At 46.2% G+C, this 22,036-nt stretch carries 21 protein-coding genes; 9 read left to right on the forward strand and 12 right to left on the reverse strand.

Features of this window, described 5'->3' with window-relative positions; translation table 11 throughout:
• Positions 1-85: 85 nt before the first annotated feature.
• Positions 86-1,285 carry a pyridoxal phosphate-dependent aminotransferase gene (locus DWW91_RS17560; RefSeq protein ID WP_007653673.1) on the forward strand — a complete coding sequence of 400 codons (1,200 nt, stop codon included), beginning with the start codon at positions 86-88 and terminating at the stop codon, positions 1,283-1,285.
• Positions 1,286-1,299: 14 nt separating this feature from the next.
• Positions 1,300-2,544: an ABC transporter permease gene (locus DWW91_RS17565; RefSeq protein ID WP_122328453.1), complete on the forward strand. Its 1,245-nt coding sequence runs from the start codon at positions 1,300-1,302 to the stop codon at positions 2,542-2,544.
• Between the two features lie 8 nt (positions 2,545-2,552).
• On the opposite strand, the gene DWW91_RS17570 is transcribed toward DWW91_RS17565, so the two are convergent.
• Complete coding sequence (locus DWW91_RS17570; protein ID WP_122328454.1) at positions 2,553-3,725, reverse strand: glycosyltransferase; 1,173 nt, start codon at positions 3,723-3,725, stop codon at positions 2,553-2,555.
• Between the two features lie 175 nt (positions 3,726-3,900).
• Here DWW91_RS17570 and DWW91_RS17575 point away from each other — a divergent pair, with 175 nt between their 5' ends.
• A complete protein-coding gene (locus DWW91_RS17575; protein ID WP_122328455.1) occupies positions 3,901-5,115 on the forward strand; it encodes a multidrug effflux MFS transporter in 1,215 nt (404 codons plus the stop codon).
• Here the strand turns inward: DWW91_RS17575 and DWW91_RS17580 are convergent.
• Positions 5,110-5,937: an AraC family transcriptional regulator gene (locus tag DWW91_RS17580; RefSeq protein ID WP_122328456.1), complete on the reverse strand. Its 828-nt coding sequence runs from the start codon at positions 5,935-5,937 to the stop codon at positions 5,110-5,112. The genes DWW91_RS17575 and DWW91_RS17580 overlap by 6 nt on opposite strands.
• 67 nt (positions 5,938-6,004) lie before the next feature.
• Here DWW91_RS17580 and DWW91_RS17585 point away from each other — a divergent pair, with 67 nt between their 5' ends.
• Both DWW91_RS17585 and DWW91_RS17590 read left to right on the forward strand, forming a co-directional pair.
• Positions 6,005-7,264, forward strand: coding sequence for a putative DNA modification/repair radical SAM protein (locus tag DWW91_RS17585; protein ID WP_122328457.1), 1,260 nt, complete (start codon positions 6,005-6,007; stop codon positions 7,262-7,264).
• A 5-nt stretch (positions 7,265-7,269) separates the two neighbouring features.
• Complete coding sequence (locus DWW91_RS17590; protein ID WP_122328458.1) at positions 7,270-8,034, forward strand: TIGR03915 family putative DNA repair protein; 765 nt, start codon at positions 7,270-7,272, stop codon at positions 8,032-8,034.
• A 66-nt stretch (positions 8,035-8,100) separates the two neighbouring features.
• On the opposite strand, the gene DWW91_RS17595 is transcribed toward DWW91_RS17590, so the two are convergent.
• The 6 genes from DWW91_RS17595 to DWW91_RS17620 all read right to left on the reverse strand — a co-directional run bounded on the left by DWW91_RS17595 (position 8,101) and on the right by DWW91_RS17620 (position 12,255).
• The gene (locus tag DWW91_RS17595) at positions 8,101-8,841 is read right to left on the reverse strand and encodes a shikimate dehydrogenase (protein WP_007653662.1); all 741 of its coding nucleotides are present in this window, start codon (positions 8,839-8,841) and stop codon (positions 8,101-8,103) included.
• A gap of 19 nt (positions 8,842-8,860) precedes the next feature.
• Positions 8,861-9,625 carry a bifunctional demethylmenaquinone methyltransferase/2-methoxy-6-polyprenyl-1,4-benzoquinol methylase UbiE gene (gene ubiE, locus DWW91_RS17600; RefSeq protein WP_010800278.1) on the reverse strand — a complete coding sequence of 255 codons (765 nt, stop codon included), beginning with the start codon at positions 9,623-9,625 and terminating at the stop codon, positions 8,861-8,863.
• A gap of 6 nt (positions 9,626-9,631) precedes the next feature.
• Complete coding sequence (locus tag DWW91_RS17605) at positions 9,632-10,582, reverse strand: phosphoribosylaminoimidazolesuccinocarboxamide synthase (protein ID WP_010800277.1); 951 nt, start codon at positions 10,580-10,582, stop codon at positions 9,632-9,634.
• Positions 10,583-10,599: 17 nt separating this feature from the next.
• On the reverse strand, positions 10,600-11,595 hold the full coding sequence (locus DWW91_RS17610) for a PhoH family protein (protein ID WP_007653659.1): 996 nt from the start codon (positions 11,593-11,595) through the stop codon (positions 10,600-10,602).
• 109 nt (positions 11,596-11,704) lie between these two features.
• A complete protein-coding gene (locus DWW91_RS17615) occupies positions 11,705-12,022 on the reverse strand; it encodes a type II toxin-antitoxin system RelE/ParE family toxin (RefSeq protein WP_046147804.1) in 318 nt (105 codons plus the stop codon).
• Positions 12,013-12,255, reverse strand: coding sequence for a hypothetical protein (locus DWW91_RS17620; protein ID WP_010800275.1), 243 nt, complete (start codon positions 12,253-12,255; stop codon positions 12,013-12,015). The genes DWW91_RS17615 and DWW91_RS17620 overlap by 10 nt, the downstream gene beginning before the upstream one ends.
• A 109-nt stretch (positions 12,256-12,364) precedes the next feature.
• On the opposite strand from DWW91_RS17620, the gene DWW91_RS17625 reads away from it, so the two are divergent.
• Positions 12,365-13,015, forward strand: coding sequence for a DUF5715 family protein (locus DWW91_RS17625; protein ID WP_007653656.1), 651 nt, complete (start codon positions 12,365-12,367; stop codon positions 13,013-13,015).
• Between the two features lie 18 nt (positions 13,016-13,033).
• On the opposite strand, the gene DWW91_RS17630 is transcribed toward DWW91_RS17625, so the two are convergent.
• From DWW91_RS17630 to DWW91_RS17640, 3 genes are all read right to left on the reverse strand, one after another.
• On the reverse strand, positions 13,034-13,390 hold the full coding sequence (locus tag DWW91_RS17630; RefSeq protein ID WP_010800274.1) for a co-chaperone YbbN: 357 nt from the start codon (positions 13,388-13,390) through the stop codon (positions 13,034-13,036).
• A gap of 103 nt (positions 13,391-13,493) precedes the next feature.
• On the reverse strand, positions 13,494-14,042 hold the full coding sequence (locus DWW91_RS17635; RefSeq protein ID WP_010800273.1) for a hypothetical protein: 549 nt from the start codon (positions 14,040-14,042) through the stop codon (positions 13,494-13,496).
• Between the two features lie 207 nt (positions 14,043-14,249).
• Positions 14,250-15,554, reverse strand: a complete 1,305-nt coding sequence (locus tag DWW91_RS17640) for an anaerobic C4-dicarboxylate transporter family protein (RefSeq protein ID WP_122328459.1) — start codon at positions 15,552-15,554, stop codon at positions 14,250-14,252.
• A gap of 94 nt (positions 15,555-15,648) precedes the next feature.
• Between DWW91_RS17640 and galB the strand changes: the two genes are divergently transcribed.
• A complete protein-coding gene (gene galB, locus DWW91_RS17645) occupies positions 15,649-18,159 on the forward strand; it encodes a beta-galactosidase GalB (RefSeq protein WP_122328507.1) in 2,511 nt (836 codons plus the stop codon).
• 242 nt (positions 18,160-18,401) lie between these two features.
• On the opposite strand, the gene DWW91_RS17650 is transcribed toward galB, so the two are convergent.
• The gene (locus DWW91_RS17650; RefSeq protein WP_122328460.1) at positions 18,402-19,241 is read right to left on the reverse strand and encodes a PepSY-like domain-containing protein; all 840 of its coding nucleotides are present in this window, start codon (positions 19,239-19,241) and stop codon (positions 18,402-18,404) included.
• Between the two features lie 208 nt (positions 19,242-19,449).
• Between DWW91_RS17650 and DWW91_RS17655 the strand changes: the two genes are divergently transcribed.
• Both DWW91_RS17655 and DWW91_RS17660 read left to right on the forward strand, forming a co-directional pair.
• A complete protein-coding gene (locus DWW91_RS17655; RefSeq protein ID WP_122328461.1) occupies positions 19,450-20,694 on the forward strand; it encodes an efflux RND transporter periplasmic adaptor subunit in 1,245 nt (414 codons plus the stop codon).
• 49 nt (positions 20,695-20,743) lie between these two features.
• Positions 20,744-22,015, forward strand: a complete 1,272-nt coding sequence (locus DWW91_RS17660; protein WP_044215248.1) for an ABC transporter permease — start codon at positions 20,744-20,746, stop codon at positions 22,013-22,015.
• Positions 22,016-22,036: the final 21 nt, after the last annotated feature.

Here is a 22,036-nt window from a genome sequence, read left to right on the forward strand (position 1 = left end):
CCGATATTAATTTTCAATTTTCAACTTTCAATTTTCAATTATTTCCTATCTTTGCCGAACTTTAAACTAACATATAGAAAAAGTAATGCCTAATATCTCACAGCGGGGTGTCAATATGCCGGCTTCCCCCATTAGAAAACTCGTTCCGCTAGCCAACAAGGCTAAAGCAAAGGGTACCAAGGTGTACCATCTGAATATCGGTCAACCGGATTTACCTACTCCCGAGGTCGCGATGGAGGCCATGCGCCGTATTGACCGTAAAGTATTGGAATATTCTCCGAGTGAGGGAATTCGTAGTTTCCGTGAGAAATTGGTTAAATACTATGCGAAATTCAATATCAATGTCGATGTTGAAGATATAATCATCACTACCGGAGGCTCGGAAGCTGTATTCTTTTCGTTTATGGCTTGTCTGGATCCGGGGGATGAAATTATTGTTCCCGAACCTGCGTATGCAAACTATATGGCGTTTGCCATTTCCTGTGGAGCTGTGATCAAAACAGTTCCGTCTACTATCGATGAAGGTTTTGCTCTTCCTTCGGTGGAACGGTTTGAGGAGCTGATCACTCCGCGTACCAAAGCGATCCTGATCTGTAACCCGAATAATCCGACCGGTTATCTGTACACACAGAAGGAAATGGATCAGATTCGTGATATCGTAAAGAAATATGATCTGTTCCTGTTCTCGGATGAGGTATATCGTGAATTCTGTTATACGGGTGCTCCTTATATCTCGGCATTCCATTTGAAGGGTATCGAGAATAATGTGGTGCTGGTGGATTCGGTTTCCAAACGTTACAGCGAATGCGGTATCCGTATCGGTGCGCTGATTACGAAGAACCAGATGGTGAAGGAAAATGTTATAAAATGGTGTCAGGCACGTCTGAGTCCTCCTTTGGTCGGACAGATCATTGCAGAGGCTTCACTGGATACGCCTGAAGATTATATGCTGGATGTTTACAACGAATATGTGGAACGCCGTAAATTCCTGATCGACGGGTTGAACCGTATTCCGGGTTGTTATTCTCCGATCCCTATGGGGGCCTTCTATACGGTTGCCAAATTGCCGGTGGATGATGCCGATAAGTTCTGTGCCTGGTGTCTGGACGAGTTCGAATATGAAGGACAGACGGTTATGATGGCTCCGGCTTCCGGTTTCTATACAACACCCGGTTTGGGGAAAAATGAAGTGCGTATTGCGTATGTCCTGAAAAAGGAAGATTTGGCAAAAGCACTGGTGGTTCTGGCAAAGGCGTTGGAGGCTTATCCGGGAAGAGTCATTTAATCAACTGAATCGAATTGAACTTAGAACTATTTATAGCACGAAAAATTCATTTCAGTAAGGAGGGGAATCGTCAGGTTACTCCTCCTGCTGTTCGTATTGCCATAGTCGGTGTAGCGCTAGGGTTGGCGGTGATGATTCTTTCGGTCGCTATTGTGATTGGTTTTAAGAAAGAGGTTCGTAATAAGGTGATTGGTTTTGGTTCTCACATTCAGATCACCAATTTTGATAATAACAGTTCGTATGAAACGACGCCGATTGCGGTGAGCGATTCTTTGCTTCAGGCACTCCGGGAGTTTCCTGGTATTAAGCATATAGAAGGATATGCCACTAAAATGGGCATTTTGAAAACGGATAGTGATTTTCAGGGTGTCGTATTGAAAGGGATCGATACGGATTATGACTGGAGTTTTTTCCGGAACAACCTGAAAGAAGGTGAGTTGCTGACGATAGACCCCAAAAAGACTTCGACTGATGTGATCATTTCCAGATATTTATCCGACTTGCTGGGATTGAAGCTGGGCGACAGTATTCGGACTTATTTTGTGCAGGAAGATGTTCGTGCCCGAAAACTCAATATCGCCGGGATTTACGAGACCGGCTTTATGGATTATGACAAGCTGTTTGTTTTGGCTGACATTAAGCAGATCCGCCGGTTGAACGGTTGGGAGAAGGATGAGGTCAGTGGACTGGAATTGCTTGTAGATGATTACGATAAGCTGGACCAGATTGCGGAAGACCTGTATTTCAATCTGGTGGAGAAACAGGATCGTCATGGAAATACGTATTTTACCCGTTCGATAAAGGAGATGAATCCTATGATATTTAACTGGCTCGATGTGCTGGATGTGAATGTGGTAGTTATTCTTATCCTGATCTTTGCGGTTGCAGGGTTTACTATGATTTCCGGTTTGCTTATTATTATTCTGGAGCGGACGAATATGATCGGTATCCTGAAAGCGTTGGGTGAGAACAATGTCAGTATCCGCAAGATATTTCTTTATATTTCTTTCTTCCTGATCGGGAAGGGGATGCTTTGGGGGAATGTGGTTGGTATCGCTATTTGTTTGATCCAGTCTCATTTTCGTATAATAAAACTGGATCCTTCCATCTATTATCTGGATGCGGTGCCTATTGATTTAAGTATAGTCTCTTTGATTCTCCTGAATATCGGGACCTTATGCGCATCGATGCTGATGATGCTCGGTCCGTCTTACCTTATCACGAAGATCGATCCTGCCAAGAGCATACGATTTGAGTAATTTTCAATTCATTTATTTCCCAGGCGGAATGTATAATCGTTTTTTCCTCTGAATATCCTGTAAATTCTTACGTATAGATTGAACAGGGGCAGCAGCAGTTCCAGGAAGAACAGCCAGCCGGTTACAGGTTTCTGTTGCAGGAGTTTAGCTGATTTGTGCAGGATTGTCGCTTTGGTTGAAAAACGTATGATGTATAATAATCCTGCCAGTATGGATATCAGCCAGTTGCCTAAAATACCCATGACGATACTGGTGATTACCGCGATAAAGAAAAGGAAATAACTCAGGCTTTCCATCCTGAAAAAGGTCAGGTTCCAGCCTTTATAATAACGTTGGGTGGCGGCACGTGATACTTTCATCTCTTTCCACATGCTGAAACGGTCTATCTTTGCCATTTCCGTGATGCTTTCCGGAGAATATTCCACCCAGGTATTCTGATCGGTTGCAGATTCGTTGATAAATAAATCGTCATCGCCGGCATGCAGGCTGAGCGATTTGTAATACCCTTTATGGGCAAAGAATAAATCTTTCCGGTATGAGAGGTTACGGCCGTTGCCGGTATAGGGATTTCCGGTGAGGGCGGACGAGATATATTGCAATCCGGTTATCAGGTTATCATAAGCGACCAACTTATGGAAAAATCCTTTGTGATGCCCATATGCACAAAAGCCTAAAATGATGTTTGTCCTGGAGGTATAGTTGCGTGCCATGGCTGATATCCAGTTTTTACCCATAGGTTCGCAATTGGCTTCCGTAAAAAGGAGGATGTCGTGTTTGGCGGCTTTGATACCGACAGTGAGTGCCAGTTTTTTACGGCTCAGGTATTTTACGTCTTCCGGGATATAGGTGTGATAAAGATGATCATATTCGTTCTTGAATGTTTTTAAAACTTCGTCACTCTCATCGGTGGAACCGTCGTTGACAACAACGATTTCGTATTCCGGATAGTCCTGGTTCAACAAAGCCGGAAGGTGTTTCTTTAGATTCTCCGATTCGTTCTTGGCATAGACAATCACGGAAACGGCAGGCTTTGCCTGTCCCTGTTGCATTTGTCTTCTTTTAGCCTGTCTTAACGGGCGGGCATAAGTGACAAGATAATATAAGAGCTGGATGATGAATAGACCGGCAGTCGTGCCTGCCAGTATCATTTCTATATGATTGAAAATAAGTAAGTCGTTCATTCTTGAAGATGTAAATTAAAAAACGTACAAATGTACATGTTTCCTTCCTAATTACCACATTCAAAAAGAAATATCCTGAAGTTCCTGTTTATACCAGTAAATGTGCAATTAATGTAAAAGGCAGGCGGAAAGAAGGAAGTACTTTTGCTGCGGTAATTTTAATAGGAATAATGTGATGAATAGAAAAATGGGAATCGTGGTTCTGGTCCTTTCTTTATTAGCGGCTCTGGAACCTTTGAGCATAGATCTTTATCTCCCTGCTTTTACAGATATTGCTGAAAGCCTGCAAGTTTCTTTGAGTGAAGTACAAATATCCTTATCCATCTTTCTGGCAGGTTTTGCTATCGGACAACTGTTCTGGGGGACGCTTTCTGATTATTACGGACGGAAGAATCCGATCTTGGCAGCTACGGCTTTGTATACGATCAGTTCGTTTGCTTCCATCTATGTGACTTCGATCGAACAGTTGTGGGTAATCCGCTTTCTGCAAGCCTTTGGCGGTTGTGCCGGGGTGGTGGTAGGACGTGCTGCTGTGAATGATTTGTTTGTAAATGAACAGCGGACGAAGGTGTTCTCCTTGTTGGTGATCATTTCCGGAATTGCACCGGTTATTGCGCCGACTATCGGGAATTTGTTATTGAAACAGTGGCATTGGCACGGGGTGTTTAATACAATGGCCCTGTTGGGAGCCTTTACTATTCTGCTGACCTGGTTGTTTCTTCCGAAAAGTAAACCGGCGGCATTATCCGGAGAGATGAATGCGAAGAAGCCTTCGGTGAAAGAAATGGTAAAAGGATATGTCAGGGTGATGAAAGTATGGCCGTTCATGGTTTACACCATTATTGGCTGTATGGCTTACGGAGGTTTGATGGTCTATGTGTCTAATGCACCTTTTCTGATTATGGAGAAGGGGGGTATGTCGGGTGATACGTTTGCAATCATTTTTGCGATCAATTCGTTGGGATTGATGTTCGGGACTTATATTATTAATTTTATGCTGAAATATATGACGTTGAAGAAGCTGGTACGATATACGCTGGCTGTGCAACTGTTGATCGGGACATTACTGATTGTTACAGCTTTTGCTTCGACCTCTGTTATTCCTTTGTTGGTGCTGGTATTTCTGAATCTGATTCCGATCGGATTATTGTTACCGGCTACGACATCGCTCGGTTTGGCTTATTTTAAGGAAGACAGCGGATCTGCTTCGGCATTGATGGGATTTTTGCAATTGTTCTTTACCGGTGTTCTTTCGGCAGTAGTCAGTTTCTTACAAAATGATTCGGTTGTACCGATGATGTGCGGATTATTTGTTTGCGGGTTGACTTCTTTTGTGCTGCTGTTTGTCGATACGCGTCGTCGCCTGGCGGTGATTAAGGTCCGTTCATGACAGGTCTTTCTTTAGCAGCGACCGGAATTGCTCGGGCGTGTATCCGCTTTGTTCCTTGAAAAAACGGGTGAAATAAGATGCTTCGCTGAATCCGAGATCGAACGCTATTTCTTTGAAACTCGAAGCGCCATGGCTTATCATGCGTTTGGCTTCCAATAACAGCCGTTGGTCGATCAGTTGTTTAACTGTGTGACCGACGGCTTTTTTTGTCAGTTCGTTCATCCGTTTGTTACTGAGGTTTACTTCGCGGGCATAAAAGTCGGTTGTGCGTTCACTGATAAAATGGGTATCGATCAGGGAAAGCACTCTGTTGACGCGGATGTCCTGGTTGCCCGGGGTGTCGGTATGTAGCAGTAATAAGTGGGTGATAAAGGCATGCATATAAGAATTTAGCAGGCTTTTGCGGTGCAACCCTTCGTGTTCGGCATAAATCAGATCTGCTATCCGGCGGACGGCAGGAGCTTCGCTATCGGGAAGGGTGAGAATGTCCGGGAATGAATAATCGGCATAACTCTCGATATGCAGGCAGAGCCGTTCGAAATAATCGCGATTGATGGCAAACAGAAAACCTTTTTGTTCTTTCAGTTTCATGGTGTGTACCTGTCCCGGACGGATCAGGAAAATCTGGTTGGATTGCAGCGGATGCTCGGTGAAGTCGATGCTGTGACTTTCCTCCGGCCCGGTTTCCATGAAAAATAAAAGTTCGTAAAAGTTGTGACAGTGTGATCCCCGGAAATTCAATGGTGCGCAGTTTTCGATGCGTTCGGCGACGAAGAAATCACTTTCATCCAGGTTATGTACGGGAATATTATCTAAGAACATTTCACTCTATTTTATCGCAAAGATAGTTTTTAATTCCTTATTTTTGTGTGGTATATCCCCGTGAAATATGAATGAAAATGTACTTGAAAAACTGAAAGTATTAGCAGAATCAGCTAAATATGATGTATCCTGCGCGTCAAGCGGCACATCCCGTTCCGGAAAGAAAGGAATGATAGGCAGTGCGGCTGGCTGGGGTATTTGCCATAGTTTTGCGGAGGACGGACGGTGTATTTCTTTGTTGAAGATTATGCTGACCAACAATTGCATGTATGATTGTGCCTACTGTATTAACCGCCGGAGCAATGATTTGCCGCGGGCTACGCTTTCGGTAACGGAGCTGGTCAATCTGACGATCGAGTTTTACCGGCGTAATTATATAGAAGGGCTTTTCCTCAGTTCGGGCGTAGTACGCAGTCCGGATTATACGATGGAACGGTTGGTGCGCGTGATAAAAGATTTGCGTCTGGTTCATCGTTTCAACGGTTATATCCATATGAAAAGCATTCCCGGTGCCAGCCAGGAATTGGTGAACGAAGCCGGTTTGTATGCCGACCGCCTGAGTGTGAATATCGAGATTCCCAACGAAAAAAGTTTGCAGGTGCTTGCACCGGAAAAAGACTTTAAAAGCGTCTTTGCCCCGATGCGTTATATCCAGCAAGGGGTATTACAGAGTGCAGAGGAACGGAAGCGTTTCCGTCATGCTCCGAGGTTTGCTCCCGCCGGACAAAGTACGCAGATGATTGTCGGGGCGACTGCCGATACGGACAAGGATATTCTCCGCCTGTCATCGGCCCTGTATCAGCGTCCGACGATGAAACGTGTTTATTATTCCGGTTTCATTCCTGTGAACGATTATGATAACCGGCTGCCGGCATTGAAACAGCCGCCTCTGGTGCGGGAGAACCGTTTGTATCAGGCCGATTGGTTGTTGCGCTTTTATGAATTTAAAGTGGATGAGATCGTGAACGATGCTTATCCGGAACTCGATCTGGAGGTCGATCCGAAATTATCATGGGCGTTGCGAAATCCGCATATGTTTCCGGTCGATATCAACAAAGCAGATTACGAGTTGCTTCTGCGCGTTCCCGGTATCGGGGTGAAATCGGCGAAGATGATCATCTTTTCCCGCCGTTACTCCCGCCTTGGGTCGGAGCAATTGAAGAAGATTGGGGTCGTGATGAAGAAAGCGCAATATTTCATTACCTGTCATGAACTGGCGATGCGGACGGTTAACGAACTGACGCCGGAGAATGTGCGCCACATCCTGATTCAAAAGAAGGGAAAACAATTTGACGACCGGCAACTAACATTTCAATTCCGGGACTAAACAAGATGATTGCTTTTATATATGACAAAACTTTCGAGGGATTACTGACTGCCGTCTTCGACGCTTATGTCCGGAAATCGTTTCCTGATGTGTTGCTGGCCGAAGGGGAACCGTTGCCTTTGTTCTGTGAGGAGACGGTGACAATCTGTTCCGACAAGCAAAAAGCCGACCGTGTCTGGAAAGGCCTTGAAAAGAAAATATCCAAACTGTCCCTTTCCGGACTGACAGTCTCCTGGTTGTCGGAGCTGCCGGAGATCGACATGCTTTTATTCCGCTATATCCGTAAGGCGATCGACTATTCCAAGTCTATCGAGGTGAATTTCGGCGATCCTGATGTATTGCAGATGTCCAAAATATGGAAGAAGGTGAGTAATGAGCGTCTTCGTATCATGCAGTTTCTTCGTTTCCAGAAGGCGGTGGATGGTACCTATTTCTCGGCTGTCGAACCTATATATAATGTATTACCGCTTGTACTTCCTTATCTGAACGACCGTTTCGGTGACCAGAAATGGCTGATCTACGACATGCGCCGTGAATACGGATATTATTATGATCTGAAGGAAACGATCGAAGTTCGCTTTGAACAGAAGGAGGCACATCTGCTTTCCGGTTTTCTGAGTGAGGAGCTGATGGATGAAAACGAAAAACTTTTCCAACAGATGTGGAAAGAATATTTTAAAACGATCGCGATAAAAGAAAGAATCAATCTGAAACTGCACCGGCAACATTTGCCGGTTCGTTTCTGGAAATATATGACGGAAAAGCAGTAGGAAAGTCCGAAAATGGCTTCGGCTTGTTTTCTCACTCGTGAGAAAATGCCGGGCAGAGGAGTTGGGTTATTTTTGCCAGATCTCCCAGGCCGCAAAAGCCTGAAGCAGCAACATTTCGAGTCCGTTCTTAACGACAGCCCCTTTTTCTTTTCCTTTTTTCATGAAGAGCGTTTCATCCGGGTTATACAACAAATCATATAACAGATGATTTGGGGTGAGCAAATCGTATGGAATATCCGGACAACTGTTGACATTGGGGAACATTCCCAATGGGGTCGTATTGACGATGACGGTGTATTGCTCCATTGTTTTCGGAGTGATTTCGTCATAGGTAATACAAAATTCCTTCGGTTTGCGTGAAACCAGGGTTGCTCCGACACCCAGTTGCTTTAGTCCCTGGAATACGGCTTTGGAGGCACCGCCTGTCCCCAGGATCAATGCCTTCCGATGTGTTTCATTTAATAAAGGATCGATAGACTGTTTGAAGCCAATGATATCAGAGTTGTATCCTTTCAGTTTTTTACCGAAAAGGCCTTTTGTGAATTTGATAACGTTCACGGCTCCGATCAGGCGGGCGTCTTCATCCAGTTCGTCCAGATAAGGAATGACCTGTTCTTTGTAAGGAATCGTTACATTCAGACCATTCAATTCGGGATTCTCTTTCAGTACATTTTTAATTTCCTTGATATTCGGAATCTCGAAATTCACATATTGGGCATCTATTTTTTCCGCTTCAAACTTCTGGTTGAAATAAGTTTTGGAAAACGAATGTCCGAGTGGGTATCCCAATAAACCATATTTCTGCATAACCTTTTCTAGTATTTGTTTATTTCGTAGGGGTGGTTCGCGAACCATCCTTACAACCTGTGTATAATGAACAAATTCCAAAGGTGAAGGTGCGTGCTTTCGCCTGGGCAAATCCCTGGCGGGCAAGCAATTCTTCCATGACCTTACCTTGAGGAACGACTTTGATGGATTCCGGAAGATAGCTGTAAGCGGCTTTCTCTTTTGAAAATAACCGGCCAATAAATGGAATGATCGTTTTTGAATAAATAGGGTAGAGCTGTTTCATCGGGAAATGTTCCGGTGTGGAAAGTTCCAGAATCATGAGATGGCCGCCGGGTTTGAGTACCCGGAACATCTCGGCAATACCTTGTTCGATATTTTCAAAGTTACGTACTCCGAATGCGGCGGTAACGGCATCGAATGAATTATCCGGATAAGTGAGTGCCGTACAGTCCTGTTGTTCGAACGATATATACTCCGATAAACCGGCTTTCGCTACCTTTTCGCGTCCGACCTGCATCATGCCTTCTGAAATATCGGCCCCGATGATCCGGTTGGCTTTTAGTTTCCGGTGCATGGAAATGGCCAGGTCGCCCGTTCCGGTGGCAATATCCAGTATGGATTGCGGAGAAAAAGGCCGCAGGAAAGCAATGCCTTTCCTGCGCCATATTTTATCGATACCGAACGAGAGCGTATGGTTCAGTAGATCGTAAGTGCCTGCAATAGAGTCGAACATGCGTTTGACTTGCGTGCCCTTCTGTTCCTCCTGGTTGTAAGGTAAAATCTGTTCCGAACCGTACTTCATATATGCTTATTTATTGTTCAGATAATCGGTTACATTTTTTTCGATGCGGGCCAACAGATTGTCTGTGTCGCCTTTTTCAAATTTCTCGCCGGTGATATGTTCGAAGAGTTCGATATAACGTTCGCTGATACCTTCAACGATAGCCGGAGTCATTTCCGGAACCTGCTGTCCGGCTTTGCCCTGGAAACCGTTGTCCATCAACCATTCGCGAACGAATTCTTTAGACAGCTGTTTCTGCGGTTCACCTTTGGCGAAACGGTCTTCATACCCTTCCGAGTAGAAATAGCGTGAAGAGTCGGGCGTATGGATTTCGTCGATCAGGTAGATCTTTCCGTCGCGGTGACCGAATTCATATTTTGTATCTACCAGGATCAGGCCGCGTTGTGCAGCGATTTCCGTACCACGTTTGAACAACTCCATCGTATATTTTTCAAGAACGGCGTAGTCTGCTTCAGAAACAAGTCCCTGTTTCAGGATTTCTTCTTTGGAGATGTCTTCGTCGTGAGCTCCGATAGCAGCTTTAGTTGTCGGAGTGATGATCGGTTCGGGGAAACGCTGGTTTTCGCGCATTCCTTCCGGTAGTTTCACACCACAGATTTCACGTACACCGCTTTTGTAAGCACGCCATGCACTACCGCAAAGGTAACCGCGTACGATCATTTCAACAGGGAAACCTTCGCACTGTACACCAACGGTAACCATTGGGTCGGGTGAAGCTAATTTCCAGTTCGGGCAAATGTCGGTGGTCGCGTCAAGGAATTTGGCTGCAATCTGGTTCAACATCTGGCCTTTGTAAGGAATACCTTCCGGCAATACTACGTCGAAAGCTGAGATACGGTCGGTTGCGACCATCACCAATACTTCGTCATTGATATTGTACACATCGCGTACTTTACCATGATAGACACTTTTTTGTCCCGGGAAATTGTAATCTGTTCTAACTAACGCCTTCTTCATGACCAATTTATTTTTGATTATTTATCTGATAGTTTGTTGTTCTTTTCTATTTTTTTTGCAGCGGTTTCCGCTTTCTTTTTCTCATCGAATTTATCGTATGCTTCAACGATTCGCTGTACCAGCTTATGACGAACGATGTCTTTCTTGTCAAATTCCACCTTGCCTATTCCTTTGACACCTTTCAGTATCTGCATCGCCTGCACAAGGCCGGAGGTCGCGGTAGGGGGAAGGTCGATCTGTGTCACGTCGCCGGTAATGATCATTTTAGCGTTCATACCCAAACGGGTGAGGAACATTTTGATCTGGTGCGTCGTTGTATTTTGTGCTTCATCAAGGATAATAACGGCATCGTTCAGCGTACGTCCGCGCATAAAAGCCAACGGGGCGATCTGAATCACGTTATTTTCCATGTACTCTTTGAGTTTGGCACCCGGAATCATATCCTGCAATGCATCGTACAGAGGTTGCAGGTACGGATCGAGCTTATCTTTCATTTCTCCCGGAAGGAATCCCAGCTTTTCACCGGCCTCTACAGCGGGACGGCTCAGGATGATCTTCCTTATTTCCTTATTCTTTAACGCTTTCACTGCAAGAGCTATTGCAACGAATGTCTTACCTGTTCCGGCAGGGCCGGTAGCAAAGACCAAGTCGTTTTCTTCAAAAGCTTTTACGAGTATTTGTTGATTTTCGGTGCGGGCAACGATTGCTTTTCCGTTCATTCCGTGGATAATCAGGTTTTCCTGTTTGACGACTGTCGGAGTTTTTCCTTTGATAATGTCGAGGATGACATCTTCGCTCAGGGAGTTAAATTCCTCGCAGTATTTTTCTACTTCACGGATCTTTTTAAGGAACAGTTCGGATTCGTCTTCGTCTCCGATTACTTTCATCACATTTCCGCGGGCAACGATGCGAAGCTTGGGAAACAGTGTTTTAATCAGCTGCATGTTCGCATTATTCACTCCGTAAAAAATAACCGGGTCTACACTTTCAAGAATATAAATACGTTCTATCATCCGTTCTTTTCCTTGTCTTATTTTTTTATGTTTTTATTCCCTTTGATTTAGGTACGCAAAATTAGCAATATTCTTCATCTCATGAATATATTCCTGTCTTTTTTTGATATTACCGATGGAACATTTCTTTTAGCCGCCAGTTATCCTGCCTGCAATCCCATATGGCGTGTATCTCGATCAGGGTTGGACTGATGGTGTAAATCAGCTTGAAGTGTTTTTCGACAACCAGGGAGCGGAAATTCTGAGGAAATTCTTCCAATAAAGGTTCGGAAATTCCGGCATAGGGAAATGTCTTCAAAGGTTCAGCAGAATCAAGTAGCTTATTATATATGCGGATTGCAGATCTTTCACTTTTCTCGCTGTAATATTCGTAAATGTCGTCAAGTAAGGCGATGGCTCGTGGTAACCACTTTAGTTTTATTTGCATAATGGATGTCTTTTGCGTAATTCTTCTGTAGTCATTCCCAAGCCTTGTTTGGATTCTTCGATAGATTTCTTCAGCACCTCTTTCAGTTCCTCAACCGTCATTTGTGCCGGATATCTCTCCGTCTTCTTTTCTGTATGCTGGCTGATCAGCTTTTTGATCTTGTTCAGCAACTGCTCATCGTCGATTTTGGTGAGTTGTTCGATCAGTGAAAGTTTTAGTTCTAAAGTACTCATATTCTTATTAATTAATTGTGTTGACCACAAAAATAGGTAATTCTTTTTGATCTTCATACAACAAAGTATTGTAATTTTCTTATTTTTGTCCTCCGTAAAATTGAAAAGGATGAAAATAGCTGTTAATGCAATTATATTGTTTTTTGTACTGGTGTCGACCAGTGTGTTCCCTTCCTGTAAAGAAAAACGTGGCGAGTTGAAAACCATCTGGTATAACGGAAGTTATAATCGTGATTTTAACGATTTGAATGACGTCCAGCTGGCTGTCGCCCAAAAGATCGGGATAGAACCCATCAGTAACCGTGAAGATGCCGAACATGCTTCCAAAAAGATGCAGGAGATCAAAACCGGCGATTATTATGAAGTGGAAGAACTGAAACACTCTATCCCTTATCTGATTCCGGAAGCGGCAACCTTACTGGAAGATATCGGCCGTAATTTTCAGGACTCCCTTTATAATCTGAATGCATCTCTCTATAAAATAAAAGTAACCAGCGTTACCCGTACGGTAGATGATGTGAAGAAACTGGGCAAACGCAATTACAATGCTTCCATGAACTCGGCTCACCGTTATGGTACAACCTTTGACGTTTCCTGGGTGCGTTATACCAAGATCAATGAGAAAGATACCCTGAATATCGACAACGACCGCTTGAAAATGGTACTTGCGTCAGTGCTTCGTGACCTGAAAAGAGCAGACCGTTGTTATATAAAGCACGAACGCAAGCAAGGATGTTTCCATATCACAGTTCGTAAATAAACTGTTATAAGAGGCTTTTTACAGAATTTTCTCTTCGATGATCTTCTTCAACTCGTGTTTGGGCATAGTTCCCAGCATGAGTTCTTTGGTTCCGTCCGTTTTACAGATAAGAAGGGTAGGGATGGTGCGGATATTAAAGAGCGTTTCGAGATCTTCTTCTTTGTCTACATTCACTTTATAAATATCCAATCGTCCTTCATATGTTTGGGCGAACTCTTCCAGTATCGGGTCGAGACGTTTACAGTAACCGCACCAGGGAGCCTGGAAATCTACGATACAAGGTTTGTCACCTACATATTTCCAGTCTTTCGGGGCAGCTTCGACGTTACCTATTTTTTGAATGAATTCAGTCTTTGTTAGTTCTATCGGTTTCATATATTCATTGTTTTAATTGACAATGCAAAATTACATTCCTTCGGTGACTAACGGAATGGCAATATAACTTATATTTTTGTCAATTTTTCCCAGGGGTATATCTTTACCGTTTCTCCGGCATATTACCGGTAGCCTCGGAGAGGAAAGATAAAACAATGTCTCTATGAGGACTATTCAGTAACAGATAGATAAGCTCGGTAAACTTGACCGGGAGCATTTCCTTTTTCAGCTTTTTCTCCAGGTTATGGTATAGCTGGACGGCGTTGAAAAAGTTCCGGAAGACCTTTTGCCGGGGGATGATATATACTTTTTGTCTGGTAACAGGCGGTTGGTACAGACTCAAGGCGCTGATCACTTCCGGGAGTTTGAGAATGCACTGTGCTGTCCATTGGTCGAAGAAGAAGGTAAATCCGGAATGATTCTGATCATTGGCTGATTCGGAAAAAGCGTATGTTCCCGGTGGGATAAGGGCTAATTCTCCTTCTTCAATGATCTGCTCGGAATCGCTGTTTTTCAAACATAACGTACCGGATACTGCATACACAATAGAATAATCTGTCAGGAAATTCCGGGTGTTTTCCTGAGAAGAAGATGTTGAAATGCGCATGCTTTCTAAAAGATCCGGCAAGATAAAGTTTTCCACTACCATCATATACCTCTGAGTCTCTGACTCTTTTTTTCGTGTATTACAGCTTAATCAATAATATAAAATCCTTACTAAAATAATAACAGGTCTACCATTTCATATACACCTGTTTTCTATAAATTCGAGATAAAGATAAGCCTTTTCTTTAAAAAAACGATAAGAATGAGGTAGTTAGAATCTCTTTTTTTCTGACGGGAAGCCTGCTGGCCGCCCTTAAAACAGTTGGATAAGAAGTAAACCAAGCAATACAGAAACACCGGTCGCGATCAGTCCGGGAACCATAAAAGAATGATTTAAGATATATTTACCAATATGCGTAGTTCCCGTACGGTCGAAATTGATCGCAGCCACGACTGTCGGATAATTCGGGATGAAAAAGTATCCGTTCACGGCAGGGAAGAGGGCGATCAGCATATACGGAGAGATCCCCAGCGCTAACCCTAAAGGAAGCAAAGCACGAACGGTCGCAGCCTGGCTGAATAATAAGATAGACATCAGGAACAGGGCAATCCCGAACAGCCAGGGCATAGCCGTAACGATCTGCTCGATAGAACCTTTCAGTTCAGCCATATTCCCACCGATAAACGTGTCGCCCATCCAGGCAATACCGAAGATCGCGACAACCGCCTGCATGCCGGCAGAGAAAACCGATCCCTGCACCGCCTTGATCCCGTCTGTCCGGGTAGCCAGCAAAATGATGGCAGCCGCCGATAACATCAGTATTTCGATAATATAAGCCATCGACAACGACTGGCCGTTGAATACCGGACGGATGCTTTCGATAGAACCGAACAGGATAATCCCGATTGTCGCCAGGATAAAGATAATGACCGACCAGCCGGCCGCTTTCTGGTTTTTGACATCTTTCAGTTCATATTTCTGGGTAGTGAATTCTCCTTCAGCAATACGTCTTTTAAATTCAGGATCATCTTCCAGTTCCTTGCCGACATGCAGGGAATAGAATGCTCCCGCCAGGACACCCGCCAACGTACAAGGTACTGAGATCATCAGAATATCGAACAGGCTGACATTGAACCCCTGTCTGGTCAGCATACTTAACAGGGCAACGGTTGCTGCAGAGATCGGACTGGCTGTAATCGCTTGCTGTGAGGCGATTACGGCAATACCCAGCGGACGTTCCGGGCGTATCTTCGTTTCGGTCGCCACCTCGGCAATAACCGGTAAAACAGAATAAGCCACATGTCCGGTTCCTGCAATAAAAGTGAAGAGATAAGTAACCAGCGGACTTAATATTGTAATCTTGGAAGGATTTTTACGAAGCAGCTTTTCCGCCCATTTCACCATCAGGTCCAACCCTCCGGCAGCCTGCATACAACTGGCTGCTGCAATGACCGCTACGATCATTAACATCACGTCAATAGGGGGTGACGTTGGTTCGAGGCCGAAGATAAAAGTCAGTACTGCCAGCCCCAGGCCACCCAGTACGCCTAAACCAATACCACCCAAACGGGCTCCGATAATTATTGCAACTAAAACGAAGGCTAATTGAATCAACATATTCTGTAACTTGTTATTGTAGATTTAGTTTGATAAAGTCGCAAATTTAGTTATTTTTGTTGCGCTAAGAACTACAAACACATTTAAAATGCGCATGAAAAGATTCAATTTTGTTATTTTAGTCGCGTTATTCGGTTGGCTGACTAACCTTTCGGCACAACAAGTACGCAGTGAATTCCTGCTGGAGAAAAACTGGAAGTTCACCCGTGAGGATAACCCCGACTTTATCAAACCCGCTTTCGACGACAGTAAATGGCAATCGGTGACGGTTCCGCACGATTGGGCGATATACGGTCCGTTCAGTTCCCAGAACGATAAGCAGGAAGTGGCTATTTCGCAAGACGGCCAAAAGGAGGCGATGGAACATGCCGGCCGTACGGGCGGTCTGCCTTTCGTGGGTGTGGGCTGGTACCGTACCGAGTTTGAAGTACCTCAGTTCGCTGAAGGGAAAAAAGCTTCAATCCTGTTTGACGGGGCGATGAGCCACGCTAAAGTCTATATCAATGGCGAAGAGGTTGGTTACTGGCCTTATGGCTATAACTCATTCCATTTTGACATTACGAAGTACTTGAAACCGGGACAGAAGAACACGCTGGCTGTCCGTCTGGAAAACCTGCCGGAGTCCTCCCGCTGGTATCCGGGAGCCGGCTTGTACCGAAATGTACATGTGATTGTTACGGAAGATGCCCATATTCCGATATGGGGGACTTTTGTTACAACACCTATCGTTAAGAAAGAGTTTGCCAAAGTGAATGTCAACACAAAGGTTAACCTTCCGGAAGGTGCCGATCCGAAACAATATGCCGTGAAAACCAGCCTGCGTAACCCGAACGGACAAATGCTGGTTGAAACAATGCTCCCGCTGAACGATATCATATATAATAATGGTACGGTCGACCAGGAATTCATTGTTCACACCCCGACCCTCTGGTCGCCGGATATGCCCGCCCTGTATGTGGCTGAAAGCCGCCTGTACAAAAACGGGACAGAGTTGAAAGATGAATATACGACACCTTTCGGTATCCGTTCCATCGAAATCATTCCGGGAAAAGGGTTCTTCCTGAACGGCGAAAAGACTGTCTTTAAAGGCGTATGTAACCATCATGACCTGGGTCCGTTGGGTGCTGCCGTCAATGATGCGGCTATCCGTCGCCAGATCCGTATCCTGAAAGATATGGGTTGTAATGCGATCCGTACTTCCCATAATATGCCGGCTCCCGATTTGGTGAAGGCCTGCGACGAAATGGGGATGATGCTGATGGCTGAAAGTTTCGACGAATGGAACGTGGCCAAATGTAAGAACGGCTATAACCTTTTCTTCGACGAATGGGCGGAAAAAGATATGGTGAACCTGCTTCATAACTTCCGTAACAATCCGAGTATCGTTATGTGGTGTATCGGTAACGAGGTGCCCAACCAGTGGATCGAAGGCGACGCCAAGATTGCCCGTTTCCTTCAGGACATCTGTCACCGCGAAGACCCGACACGTCCCGTTACCCAGGGCATGGATGCCCCGGATGCTGTTGTGAATAATAACTTTGCCGCTGTCATGGAAGTGGCCGGTTTCAACTACCGTCCGTTTAAATATCAGATTAATTATAAGAAACTGCCGCAGGAAATCATCCTGGGAAGCGAGACTGCTTCTACGGTAAGTTCACGCGGTGTTTATAAGTTCCCGGTTGAACGTAAGGCGATGGCAGTCTACGACGATCACCAGAGCTCTTCTTACGATGTAGAACATTGCGGCTGGTCAAACCTGCCGGAAGACGACTTTATCCAGCATGAAGACCTGCCTTACTGTATCGGTGAGTTCGTATGGACCGGTTTCGACTATTTGGGTGAACCGACGCCGTATTATACCAACTGGCCGAGCCACAGCTCCCTGTTCGGTATCATCGACCTGGCCGGTATTCCAAAGGACCGTTACTATCTGTACCGCAGTCATTGGAACAAAGCGGAAAAGACATTGCATATCCTGCCTCACTGGACATGGCCGGGACGCGAAGGCGAAGTGACTCCGGTATTCGTGTATACCAATTATCCTTCTGCCGAACTGTTCATCAACGGAAAGAGCCAGGGCAAACGTACGAAAGACCTGAGTATCGGTATCGATAGCAGCTATACCGAAGCTGCTCAGAAGAGTTTCGAACGTCAGAAACGTTACCGTCTGATGTGGATGGATACTAAATACGAGCCGGGAACATTGAAAGTGGTAGCCTATGATAAGGATGGCAACGCTGTAGCCGAAGAGGAAGTACACACAGCCGGCAAACCCCATCATATCGAACTGTCTGCCGACCGTACCAACCTGACAGCCGATGGCAAAGACCTCTCTTTCATCAACGTAAGAGTGGTCGACAAGAACGGAAATCTTTGTCCGGATGCCACCAACCAGATCAAGTTCAACGTACGTGGCAACGGAACCTACAAGGCGGCAGCCAACGGTAACCCCGCCAGCCTCGAATCCTTCCAGGCTCCGCAGATGAAACTGTTCAGCGGTCAGCTGACAGCCATCGTACAAACGGAAGAAACACCGGGAACGATTTACTTTGAAGCATCCTCCCCGGGTGTCAAGAGTGCACGGATCGAGTTGATAAGCCGGTAAGTCAGTATATATTTATTGATATAATAGGAATAAGAATCCCCTTGGCACTTCAAACATGCCAAGGGGATTCTTGTTGTAGGGAGATTCGGTTATTATCAAAATTGAGCAATCTTGTCCCCGTGCTTGACACGGGGCCGCAAGAGAACTGGCAGTATCAAAAGATATTATAGGAAACGGTCTGTGTCTTTGCGATCCCGTGTCAAGCACGGAAACGGGATAGCTCAATTATTTCTAACGCTGTTTCATCCAACAACATTCCCCACCGCATCGAATGTGACATCTGTGCTCTGTCCGTTATGATCGACGGTGAAGGTATAGAATGTTCCGGCTACCTCGATCTTGACATTGATTGCTTCGATTGTATCTCCGGCATAGCCTGTGGACTGGAAGGCAGCCATAATAATCTCCGGTACCTCCTGTTCGGTTATCTGGTATGTGGTACTCTGCCACCGGTAATCTTTATTCAGTTGGGCGACCTTATAAACCTTTCCGTCCAGCATATTCAGGATATATCCTTCGCTGTTGCTCTGTATATCCAGCAGGTCGCAGGTTGCGAAAGTAAGGTTCATCAACGTATGTACCTCTGCCGGGATCACGATCGGAGCATCCTCGTTCCCTTCGTCGTTCACGGCCTTGATCAGGTTGCCGTATTGCGAATAATACAGGTCCATGTCGCTGTTTCCCTTTTCGGCATTAATCTTATAGACGACAGCCATACTATCGCGGTTGATCGTATAGGAGTCATCCACTTTCCAACCTGCATAAAGGCCGTTATTGAACGCGTCGGTCACCGCCTCCGGGAGCTGGTTGAAAGGTGTATCCGCCTTGTCCATCATCCACTTGCCCTGTTCGGTGAGCCATGCTTCGGTCGAAACGCCGTTGTTCGTGAACTCGGCTACATAATAATTTCCTTCGATCGTAAAGAGCGGGTTGGAGGCATCGGGATATTTCTTATTGAAAGCCTGCATTACCGGCTCAGTCGGTTCGATGGCATTTTTGTGATTGTCATCATTATTGTCGCAACCGGTGAGGACGAACCCCAAGGCGACGAAAAGCGATAAAATAATAGATCTGGTACTCATATCTTTCTTGTTTTAGCGATTAATAAGTGTTTTTACCTTCTTTGTCGATAAAGAACAACGCGGAGAGCCGGAATGTTTTCTGTAAAACCGAACACACTGTCCGATATTGAACACTGTTTGTTTTATAGTAGGCTCACACTATCAGTAGTTTAGCTTTTTGGCACGGAGTTTGCCTCTACTGTGACGGAAAATAAAAACAATACTAAATATGGACAGAGAGATATCAAAAGAAGTTCGAAGAAAAGAACAACGCAAACAAATCATAAAGATCGGGGGAGGCGTGGGAGCGGCCGTAGCCGTCATTGCCGTGATCATATCTTTCCTGCAAACCAGCCTGAACCGTAAAGACCTGACTATATCCACCGTCGACCAGGGCGTCATCGAAGTATCGGTCAGCGCCTCCGGCAAGGTGATACCCGCTTTCGAAGAGATCATCAATTCCCCCATCAACACCCGTATCGTCGAGATATACAAAAAAGGCGGCGACTCCGTCGATGTAGAAACACCGATCCTCAAACTCGACCTGCAAAGTGCCGAAACGGAATACAAGAAGAAACTGGACGAGCAACAGATGAAACAACTCGAACTGGAAAAACTTCGTGTCACCGGCCATAGCAAACTCTCCGAGATGGAGATGAACCTGAAAGTCTCCCGCATGGAACTCGACCGCAAAGCCGTCGAACTGCGTAACGAACGCTACCTTGACAGCCTCGGTGCCGGCACCACCGACAAAGTCCGCCAGGTAGAACTCGACTACAACGTCAGCCAGTTAAAACTCAAGGAAGACGAACAGAAATACATCAACGAACAGGCCCTTGCCGAAGCCGACCTGAAAGTGAAGGAACTCGAACTCAACATCTTCCGCAAAAGCCTCGCCGAAACCAAGCGCACGCTCGACGATGCCCAGGTCCGCTCCCCCCGCAAGGCGATCCTGACCTACGTGAACAACGAGATCGGTGCCCAGGTAAGCGAAGGCACCAAGATCGCCATCGTCTCCGACCTCTCGCATTTCAAGATCGAAGGTGAGATAGCCGACACCTATGGCGACCGCATCGCCGCCGGCAGCAAAGCCGTTGTCAAGATCGGCAGCGACAAACTGGAGGGCACCGTCAGCGACGTCACCCCGCTGTCGAAGAACGGCGTCATCTCCTTCACCGTCCAACTGGAAGAAGACAACCACCGCCGCCTCCGTTCCGGCCTCAAGACCGACGTGTATGTCATGAACGCCGTCAAGGATGACGTCATGCGCATCGCCAACGCCTCTTATTATGTCGGCAAAGGTGAATACGACCTCTTTGTAGTCAATGGCGACCAACTCTTGAAACGCAAGGTGCAGCTAGGCGACAGCAACTACGAATACGTAGAAGTGATCAGCGGCCTGCAACCCGGCGACCAGGTAGTAGTCTCCGACATGGCAAGCTATAAGGACAAGAACAAACTTAAAATAAAATAACGTCCCGTACGGGCGGTTCGCGAACCGCCCCAACACAAACAACAACAATATGTTCAAACAATACCTCAAACAAGCCTTGAACATGCTGCGTGAGAACCGCCTCATCAGCCTGATCTCCATACTCGGTACGGCCCTTTCGATAGCCATGATCATGGTTGTCATCCTGGTCTTCCAGGTACAACTGACCTCGTTCGTGCCCGAAGTAAACCGCGACCGCATGCTCTATGTCGAAAACGGTACCGAAGTAAAGGCTCAGAATAGTTGGAGCCGCGGCAACATGTCGGTCGAAGCCGTTCGCGAATGCTTCTATTCCCTGAAGACACCCGAGGCCGCCTGTGCCTGGGCCACCCGCTTTTCCCCGCTCTCTTTGCCGGGCAAGCAGATGTTCAGGACCTATACGATCTACTATACCGATCCCGGTTTCTGGAAGATATACGCATTCTCTTTCCTGGAAGGCAAACCTTTCTCGGAAGCCGACTTCAGCTCCGCCATCCCACAGGCCGTTGTCTGTGAGAGTGTCGCCAAGCAACTTTACGGTACTACCCAGGTTGTCGGCAAACCCGTTATCATCGACCGCATGTCCTATACGATCTGCGGTGTCGTGAAAGACGTCAGCCGTGCCGCCGACACCGCCTACGGACAGGTCTGGACGCCCTATACCACTAACCGGGTCCTGTCGGATATGGCGTTTATGGAGAATATGTCGGGGGCCTTCAACGTCTGCCTGCTGGCCCGTGAGACGTCCGGTTTCGACGCCATCCGCCAGGAACTGAAGGGGCAGATGGCCCGCTACAACTCCACTAAGAAAGAGGCGCAGATCAACTTTTTCCATAACCCTATCAGCCGTTTCGACAAAGCGATCGGTACGAGCGGACAGATCAAGGTCGAGCTGAAGGACTACCTGACGGAGATGGGCGGCCTGCTGCTTTTCCTCCTGCTCGTACCGGCCCTTAACCTGATGGGCGTCACCCAGTCGGCAGTGCAGAAACGCCGTTCGGAAATGGGAATCCGCAAGGCATTCGGAGCGACTTACGGCGACCTGGTTCGCCAGGTCCTCTACGAAAACGGGGTGATCACCCTGGTAGGTGGCGTGATCGGCTTGCTGCTCTCGTTCCTGCTGTTGCCCCTCTGCCGCAGCTTCCTGCTGGAAAAGGCGGACACGGTACTGCAAAGCGATATGCTGTTCAAACCCGGGCTTTTCCTGGTGGCCCTGCTGTTCTGCCTGCTGCTGAACCTGCTTTCTGCGGGTATTCCTGCCCTGCGTATCGCCCGCCAGCAGATAGCCGCTTCATTGAAAGGCGAAGAATCCGAAGAGATGTAACGATATAAATACGAAAGGAAG

Origin of the sequence: Parabacteroides sp. AF17-3 (assembly GCF_003635445.1) — a bacterium.
GTDB classification, from domain to species: domain Bacteria; phylum Bacteroidota; class Bacteroidia; order Bacteroidales; family Tannerellaceae; genus Parabacteroides; species Parabacteroides goldsteinii.

Coding starts and splice junctions, on each gene's coding strand:
- DWW91_RS17635 (WP_010800273.1), bottom strand. CDS start 14,042: ATGATGGTAGTGGAAAACTTTATCTTGCCGGATCTTTTAGAAAGCATG.
- DWW91_RS17625 (WP_007653656.1), top strand. CDS start 12,365: ATGAAAATAGCTGTTAATGCAATTATATTGTTTTTTGTACTGGTGTCG.
- DWW91_RS17620 (WP_010800275.1), bottom strand. CDS start 12,255: ATGAGTACTTTAGAACTAAAACTTTCACTGATCGAACAACTCACCAAA.
- DWW91_RS17585 (WP_122328457.1), top strand. CDS start 6,005: ATGAATGAAAATGTACTTGAAAAACTGAAAGTATTAGCAGAATCAGCT.
- DWW91_RS17590 (WP_122328458.1), top strand. CDS start 7,270: ATGATTGCTTTTATATATGACAAAACTTTCGAGGGATTACTGACTGCC.
- DWW91_RS17580 (WP_122328456.1), bottom strand. CDS start 5,937: ATGTTCTTAGATAATATTCCCGTACATAACCTGGATGAAAGTGATTTC.
- DWW91_RS17610 (WP_007653659.1), bottom strand. CDS start 11,595: ATGATAGAACGTATTTATATTCTTGAAAGTGTAGACCCGGTTATTTTT.
- DWW91_RS17615 (WP_046147804.1), bottom strand. CDS start 12,022: ATGCAAATAAAACTAAAGTGGTTACCACGAGCCATCGCCTTACTTGAC.
- galB (WP_122328507.1), top strand. CDS start 15,649: ATGAAAAGATTCAATTTTGTTATTTTAGTCGCGTTATTCGGTTGGCTG.
- DWW91_RS17640 (WP_122328459.1), bottom strand. CDS start 15,554: ATGTTGATTCAATTAGCCTTCGTTTTAGTTGCAATAATTATCGGAGCC.
- DWW91_RS17595 (WP_007653662.1), bottom strand. CDS start 8,841: ATGCAGAAATATGGTTTATTGGGATACCCACTCGGACATTCGTTTTCC.
- DWW91_RS17630 (WP_010800274.1), bottom strand. CDS start 13,390: ATGAAACCGATAGAACTAACAAAGACTGAATTCATTCAAAAAATAGGT.
- ubiE (WP_010800278.1), bottom strand. CDS start 9,625: ATGAAGTACGGTTCGGAACAGATTTTACCTTACAACCAGGAGGAACAG.
- DWW91_RS17660 (WP_044215248.1), top strand. CDS start 20,744: ATGTTCAAACAATACCTCAAACAAGCCTTGAACATGCTGCGTGAGAAC.
- DWW91_RS17650 (WP_122328460.1), bottom strand. CDS start 19,241: ATGAGTACCAGATCTATTATTTTATCGCTTTTCGTCGCCTTGGGGTTC.
- DWW91_RS17605 (WP_010800277.1), bottom strand. CDS start 10,582: ATGAAGAAGGCGTTAGTTAGAACAGATTACAATTTCCCGGGACAAAAA.
- DWW91_RS17560 (WP_007653673.1), top strand. CDS start 86: ATGCCTAATATCTCACAGCGGGGTGTCAATATGCCGGCTTCCCCCATT.
- DWW91_RS17655 (WP_122328461.1), top strand. CDS start 19,450: ATGGACAGAGAGATATCAAAAGAAGTTCGAAGAAAAGAACAACGCAAA.
- DWW91_RS17575 (WP_122328455.1), top strand. CDS start 3,901: ATGAATAGAAAAATGGGAATCGTGGTTCTGGTCCTTTCTTTATTAGCG.
- DWW91_RS17570 (WP_122328454.1), bottom strand. CDS start 3,725: ATGAACGACTTACTTATTTTCAATCATATAGAAATGATACTGGCAGGC.